Raw genomic sequence first — 6,558 nt, 5'->3', positions numbered from 1 at the left:
CGCATTGCAATTATACCATGGGTATTGACAGACCGATTGAATGAGAAAGGGCATAAAATACAACTATTATTTAATCTTAAAAATAATTATACGAGGAGGATTGAATATGAAAACAATTGAGGGTATGTTATCGGCAAAAGGATTAAAGCTGGCTATCGTAGTATCCCGGTTTAACGAATTTATTACCGGCAAACTGCTGGGCGGCGCGGAAGACGCCATCCGCCGTACGGGCGGCAACGCCGATGAGGTGGTTCTGGTCTGGGTGCCCGGTGCGTACGAGATTCCCCTGGCTGCGCAGAAGCTGGCGGAAAGCGGTAAGTTTGATGCAGTGATTGCGCTGGGGGCTGTGATCCGCGGTTCCACTCCGCATTTTGATTACGTCTGCGCGGAAGCGGCCAAGGGGGTTGCCCAGGCATCCATGAAGACCGGCGTGCCGGTGGCGTTCGGCATACTGACTACGGAAAATATCCAGCAGGCCGTGGAGCGTGCCGGAACCAAAGCAGGAAATAAAGGCTTTGACGCAGCCATGAGCGCTATCGAAATGGCAAACCTGTTTAAGAAACTGTAACGGAAAAGGATCATTATGGAAGAGAGTAAGAATAATACGTTGAACAAGACGGAAGAAAACAGTAAAAAAGATAACACTGCGAAAGCAAAATTTATCGGTGAAGCCGATATCCTGACCAGGGCTACTGTAGGTGACGCACGCATTTATGTGGCCCGGACGACACGGCTTGTGCGTAAACTGTCTTTGCGTCACAATCTGTCCCATCTGGCCACGGCGGCGCTGGGACGCACGGTGACCGGCGCTTTGCTGCTGGCTGCCACTATGAAAAACGAGGAAGGTGTCGGGATAAAAGTAACCGGTGACGGACCAATCCAGGGAATTACGGGAGAAGCCCAGGGGGGCATTGCCCGGGGTTATGTCGGCAATCCGGATGTGTATCTGCCGCCGAAAAACGGTCATCTGGATGTAGGCGGCGCAGTTGGCAACGGTACCATTTCCGTGACCCGGTACACAGCCGGCGCGAAACCGTTTACCGGTACTGCAGAGCTTGTTGACGGTGAAATTGCAGATGACCTGACAAGATATCTGTATACATCGGAGCAGACGCCGTCTTCCGTAGGCCTGGGTGTATTAGTGGATGAGAAGGGCGATGTGCAGGCAGCGGGCGGCTGGTTTATCCAGGCGCTGCCCAACTGCAGTGAGGAAACGCTGGAGCAGCTGGACAAAAACGTGCGGAACACACCCTATGTTTCCAGTCTCATCGACATGGGCTTCACACCGGAGCGGATCATCCAAATGCTGGGAAAAGATATGAAAGTGGAAATACTGGACAGTTATCCGCTGCATTTCGGCTGCCGCTGCAGCCGGGAGCGGGTGGAAGGCGTCCTACAGACGCTGCCGAAAAAGGAACTGAACCAGCTGGCAGAGGATGAGAAAACAGAAATTACCTGTCCGTACTGCAATGCAAGGTACGAGTTCTCCCGGGAAGAGATTAAACAGCTTGCGCAAAAGGCAAAAAAATAGAAAGAGGGGGATTACCATGCTGAATCAGATTTCATTGTTTGCGGCCAACACGAAAGGCGCGTTAAGTAAAATAACGGGCGTGCTGGCGCAGTCGGATGTAAATATTTATACGATGCTGGCCACAGACAGCGCGGAGTTCGGCATTGTCCGGCTGATCGTTGACAAGTCGGAAGAAGCAAAGTCTGCGTTGGAAAAAGCCGGCTACCAGTGCCGCCTGGACAAAGTCCTTGCCATTGACATGGCTTCGGATAAGCCGGGCACGCTGAACCGGATCCTTTCTGACCTGCAGAACGCCAATGTGATGATACGCTATCTGTACATTTCCTTTGACCGCAGCGACAGTACGCCCATTGCGGTGTTCTGTACCGACGAACCGGAAACGGAAACCTTCCTGCGGGGCAAGGGCTACCGGTTGCTGGACCGTTTCTGACAGGGAATGTTTGTAATAGAATGAGGCGATACAAATGGAAATGCAGATGGAATTCATACGGAAGCTGCCGTCTCCTCAGGAGCTGATGCAGGATTATCCCCTTGGCGCGGAAGCGTTAGCTGTTAAAACCGCAAGAGATAAAGAAATCAGAAATATTTTTTCTGGCACGGATGACCGTTTCATTCTGGTGATCGGTCCCTGTTCGGCCGACAACGAGGATGCGGTGCTGGACTACGTTCACCGTCTGGCCGGCGTCCAGGAAAAAGTAAAAGACAAGCTGATGCTGATCCCCCGGGTCTACACCAATAAGCCCCGGACTATCGGTGTCGGCTATAAAGGCATGCTGCATCAGGCCAACCCGGAAGGGAAAGAAGACATGCTGGCTGGTATTACCGCCATCCGCAAGATGCATGTACGCGTCGTACAGGAGACCGGCCTCACCAGTGCGGAGGAGATCCTGTATCCGGAAAACCACCGTTATCTTTCCGACATTTTATCCTATGCAGCCATCGGCGCCCGTTCCGTGGAAGACCAGCTGCACCGGATGATTGCCAGCGGCGTGGGTATTCCCGTAGGTATGAAGAACCCAACCGGCGGCGACATCGGCGTTATGATGAACTCGATTGAAGCGGCCCAGCATGAACAGAGTTTCCTGTTCCATGGCTGGGAAGTGCGCACCAAAGGCAATCCTCTGGCTCACGCTATTTTGCGTGGTTATGTTGACAAATTCGGCAACAACATGCCCAACTACCATTATGAAGACCTGCAGGGACTGCTGGATGCCTATCATGAACGGGAGGTCGTCAATCCTGCCGTCATTGTGGACGCCAACCACTCCAATTCCGGGAAAAAATATCTGGAACAGATCCGCATTTCCAAAGACGTGATGCACAGCCGTCAGGTTTCCCCTGATATCCGGCAGCTGGTCAAAGGCATTATGATTGAAAGCTACCTGGAAGACGGCAACCAGAAAATCGGCGGCGGCGTGTACGGCCGTTCTATTACCGATCCCTGTCTGGGCTGGGCAAAGAGCGAACGCCTGATACAGGAACTGGCGGAGATGGTGTAAGTGTGTAAACCGAGTTGTCTGGCGTAAAAAATGCCTGCCGTTGTGGAACTGTTTCGGTAGGTGAATTTCAATCAGAAACAGTTGACAAAACGAACTTCTGTTTGTATAATACATACAGGAAAGTTCTCGGTGAATACAGGAGGTTCATTATGGCAGGTATTTCAAATGATAAATTACGGGCGCTGGACAGCGCCATGCGGCAGATTGAAAAGGATTTCGGAAAAGGTTCCATCATGCGTCTGGGCGAAGCCAGCGCCAAGATGAATGTGGAAACCATTCCGACCGGGGCCCTGTCTCTGGACATTGCACTGGGGGTTGGTGGCATTCCCCGGGGACGTGTGGTTGAAATTTACGGTCCGGAATCTTCCGGCAAAACGACCGTAGCGTTGCACATGATCGCGGAAGCCCAGAAGATGGGCGGTTATGCGGCATTTATTGACGCAGAGCATGCGTTGGATCCCGAATACGCCCGCCGTCTGGGTGTGGACGTTGACAACCTGCTGATCTCCCAGCCGGATAACGGGGAGCAGGCGCTGGAAATCTGCGATGCGCTGGTGCGCAGCGGTGCGATTGACATTATCGTTATTGACTCTGTGGCAGCGCTGGTGCCACGCGCTGAAATTGAGGGGGAGATGGGGGACAGTCATGTGGGGCTGCAGGCCCGTCTCATGAGCCAGGCGCTGCGAAAGCTGACCGGCATTATTTCCAAGTCCAAATGCGCCACGATCTTCATCAACCAGATCCGCGAAAAGGTGGGCATCATGTTTGGCAATCCGGAAACTACCACCGGCGGCCGGGCGCTGAAATTCTATTCCACCATCCGCATGGAAGTGCGCAAGGTGGAAGTCATTAAAAACGGAAATGATGTAATCGGTTCCCGCACCCGTGTCAAGGTGGTCAAGAACAAAGTGGCCCCGCCCTTTAAACAGGCAGAGTTCGATATCATGTACGGACAGGGGATTTCCCGGACGGGATGCCTGGTGGATCTGGGCGTGGATCTGGACATCCTGCAGAAGAGCGGCGCCTGGTTCTCATACGGCGACGTCCGGATTGGGCAGGGCCGTGAAAAAGCCAAGGAGTTTTTACGGGATAACCCGGAAGTGGCAGCGGAAGTGGAAGCGAGGATCCGCGAGCTCACAGTGAATAAACTGATGGCTCCGAAGGATGCAGAAGGAGTAGCGGCAGATGTTCCGGAACGCCAGCAGATCCCTGACAACCAGTGACGAAGTTTACGAATACGCATTGCGTTTGCTGGACCGTCGGGAACACGGTGAAAAGGAACTGGTACAGAAACTGCAACGACGTTGTCCTTCTGCCGGGCTGATCCGTGAAGTTGTTGCCCGGCTGAAAGAGCATGGTTTAGTAGACGAAGAACGGTATGCGAGATGTGTCTTTGCATCCTGGCGTGCCAAAAAGGTTTATGGCAGGCTGCATTTGCAGGCTGAACTTCTGAAAAAGCAGGTAGGGGAAGCATACATTCCGGTCATTTTATCCATGCTGAGTGAAGAAGAAGAGGCGCAGCGCGTTGAAGCGGCGTATAAACAAATTGCGAAACGCCGGGATAATAAATATGACTGTTCAACGGAAAAGGGCACAGCGGCACTGGTGCGGTACTTTTCGGCCAGGGGATTCGGGCCTTCTATGATCCGTATCGGGCTGGCATTTGCCAAAGAAACCATGCAAAACCGTTGAAGAAGCAAAAAGCATCCTCCTCCCAAATGCACGGTGTCTTTTTTGCAAGCACTGCAATGCTTTTAAAGCAACAATAATTTATGGGCGGCGCTGGTTCATTTCGTCGGCGCCGCCTTGACTTTTTGAGGATTTTTCATTACAATTATAGTTGCCAATCGTGTAAGCAAAATTAATCAGTATTTCCTATAATTAAAAAAATCGTATTTCACGAGGCGAACCACCGTATCGGTAGCCTATTTTTTATGTCAGAAACGAAGGAGGTGAGAGAAAATTATTGAAACAGTGCTTGCTGCAGTTGTAGCTTTGGCAGTTGGCGGCGGCGCAGGTTATGTGTTACGCAAAAATGTTGCGGAAGGCAAGCTTGCCACAGCGGAAGAAAAAGCCGGCCGCATGATCAAAGAAGCCGAAGAAGCAATTGAAGCAAAGAAAAAAGAATCCTTAATGGAAGCTAAGGAAGAGATTCATCGTTTACGTTCCGATATGGAACGTGAAAATAAAGAACGGCGCAACGATCTGCAAAGACAGGAACGCCGTCTGGTACAGAAAGAGGAGAATCTGGACCGCAAGATTGACGCTTTTGAAAAGAAAGAAGAAAATCTTACAGTAAAAGAATCCAAACTCAATGCTGCACAGGAAAAGGTCGACGCGCTTTACCAGAGACAGTTGCAGGAACTGGAACGGTTATCCGGGTTGAGCAGCGAAGACGCCAAGCAGGAACTGCTGGCCGCAGTCCGCGATGATGTACAGCATGACACTGCCGTTATGATCAAGGAAATGGAACAGCGTGCAAAAGACGAAGCCGATAAAAAGGCCCGTAATATTATCGCGCTGGCCATCCAGCGCTGTGCTGCCGATCAGGTGGCAGAAACTACGGTATCCGTAGTAAACCTGCCTAATGATGAGATGAAAGGCCGGATCATCGGCCGGGAAGGCAGAAATATCCGCACGCTGGAGACTTTGACAGGCATTGATCTGATTATCGATGATACCCCGGAAGCAGTTATTATTTCCGGTTTTGACCCCGTACGCCGGGAAGTTGCCCGGATCGCCCTTGAGAAGCTCATCAATGATGGACGGATTCATCCGGCCCGTATCGAAGAAATGGTTGAAAAAGCCCAGAAAGAAGTTGAGCAGAACATCAAGGAAGCCGGTGAACAGGCAACCTTTACCGTTGGAGTCAACGGTCTGAGACCTGAGCTGGTCAAATTGCTGGGACGTTTGAAATACCGTACCAGCTATGGACAGAATGTGCTGAATCATTCCATTGAAGTAGCACAGCTGGCCGGCATCATGGCCTCTGAATTAGGCGTGGATGTTACATTGGCAAAACGTGCAGGCCTCCTGCATGATATTGGCAAGGCGATTGATCATGAAATGGAAGGTTCCCACGTGGAACTGGGTGTAGAAGTTGCCAAAAAGTTCCGTGAGTCCGCATTTGTAATCAATGCAATCGGATCCCATCACGGAGACATTGAACCCAATTGCGTGGAATCCGTACTGATTGCCGCTGCTGATGCTGTATCTGCTGCCCGTCCGGGCGCCCGCAGAGAAACCCTGGAAAGTTATCTGAAACGACTGACACGATTGGAAGAGATTTCCGAATCCTTTGACGGTGTGGAAAAGTGCTATGCTGTTCAGGCTGGCCGTGAGATCCGCATCATGGTTAAACCCGAAGTCATTGATGATACGAAAGCTGTTTTGCTGGCCCGCGATATATCCAAGAAAATTGAGGAAGAAATGGAATATCCCGGACAGATCAAAGTGGTCATCATTCGTGAAACACGGGCTGTTGACTATGCGAAATAATGGTATGGCTGCGTTCCGCAAGGCTCGCAG

Annotated in this window: 7 protein-coding genes; all 7 read left to right on the top strand. The window is 51.4% G+C overall.

Annotated elements, in window-relative coordinates:
* The first annotated feature begins 106 nt into the window (after positions 1–106).
* The 7 genes from ribH (at position 107) to rny (ending at position 6,528) form a co-directional block, all read left to right on the top strand.
* Positions 107–568 (top strand): 6,7-dimethyl-8-ribityllumazine synthase, encoded by a 462-nt coding sequence (gene ribH / locus ACZOWY_RS02255; RefSeq protein ID WP_484392537.1) that lies wholly within the window; start codon positions 107–109, stop codon positions 566–568.
* Positions 569–583: 15 nt separating this feature from the next.
* Entirely contained in the window at positions 584–1,531 is a 948-nt protein-coding gene (gene hslO, locus ACZOWY_RS02250) for an Hsp33 family molecular chaperone HslO (RefSeq protein ID WP_484392536.1), read from the top strand.
* A gap of 16 nt (positions 1,532–1,547) precedes the next feature.
* Complete coding sequence (locus tag ACZOWY_RS02245; protein ID WP_093729532.1) at positions 1,548–1,961, top strand: amino acid-binding protein; 414 nt, start codon at positions 1,548–1,550, stop codon at positions 1,959–1,961.
* A 34-nt stretch (positions 1,962–1,995) separates the two neighbouring features.
* A complete protein-coding gene (locus tag ACZOWY_RS02240; protein WP_484392535.1) occupies positions 1,996–3,030 on the top strand; it encodes a 3-deoxy-7-phosphoheptulonate synthase in 1,035 nt (344 codons plus the stop codon).
* Positions 3,031–3,179: 149 nt separating this feature from the next.
* The gene (recA, locus tag ACZOWY_RS02235) at positions 3,180–4,253 is read left to right on the top strand and encodes a recombinase RecA (protein ID WP_484392534.1); all 1,074 of its coding nucleotides are present in this window, start codon (positions 3,180–3,182) and stop codon (positions 4,251–4,253) included.
* Positions 4,216–4,722 (top strand): regulatory protein RecX, encoded by a 507-nt coding sequence (locus tag ACZOWY_RS02230; RefSeq protein WP_484392533.1) that lies wholly within the window; start codon positions 4,216–4,218, stop codon positions 4,720–4,722. Before recA ends, ACZOWY_RS02230 begins: the two co-directional genes overlap by 38 nt.
* A gap of 270 nt (positions 4,723–4,992) precedes the next feature.
* The gene (gene rny / locus ACZOWY_RS02225) at positions 4,993–6,528 is read left to right on the top strand and encodes a ribonuclease Y (protein ID WP_484392553.1); all 1,536 of its coding nucleotides are present in this window, start codon (positions 4,993–4,995) and stop codon (positions 6,526–6,528) included.
* Positions 6,529–6,558 lie beyond the last annotated feature (30 nt).

Source organism: Succiniclasticum sp., from assembly GCF_056977735.1.
Note: the sequence above shows the minus strand (reverse complement) of the source record. Positions and strands in the feature narration are given on the sequence as shown.

What these genes read in the sequence shown, in the direction of transcription:
- ACZOWY_RS02245 (WP_093729532.1), top strand. Translation starts at nt 1,548, where the DNA reads ATGCTGAATCAGATTTCATTGTTTGCGGCCAACACGAAAGGCGCGTTA.
- ACZOWY_RS02230 (WP_484392533.1), top strand. Translation starts at nt 4,216, where the DNA reads ATGTTCCGGAACGCCAGCAGATCCCTGACAACCAGTGACGAAGTTTAC.
- hslO (WP_484392536.1), top strand. Translation starts at nt 584, where the DNA reads ATGGAAGAGAGTAAGAATAATACGTTGAACAAGACGGAAGAAAACAGT.
- ACZOWY_RS02240 (WP_484392535.1), top strand. Translation starts at nt 1,996, where the DNA reads ATGGAAATGCAGATGGAATTCATACGGAAGCTGCCGTCTCCTCAGGAG.
- ribH (WP_484392537.1), top strand. Translation starts at nt 107, where the DNA reads ATGAAAACAATTGAGGGTATGTTATCGGCAAAAGGATTAAAGCTGGCT.
- recA (WP_484392534.1), top strand. Translation starts at nt 3,180, where the DNA reads ATGGCAGGTATTTCAAATGATAAATTACGGGCGCTGGACAGCGCCATG.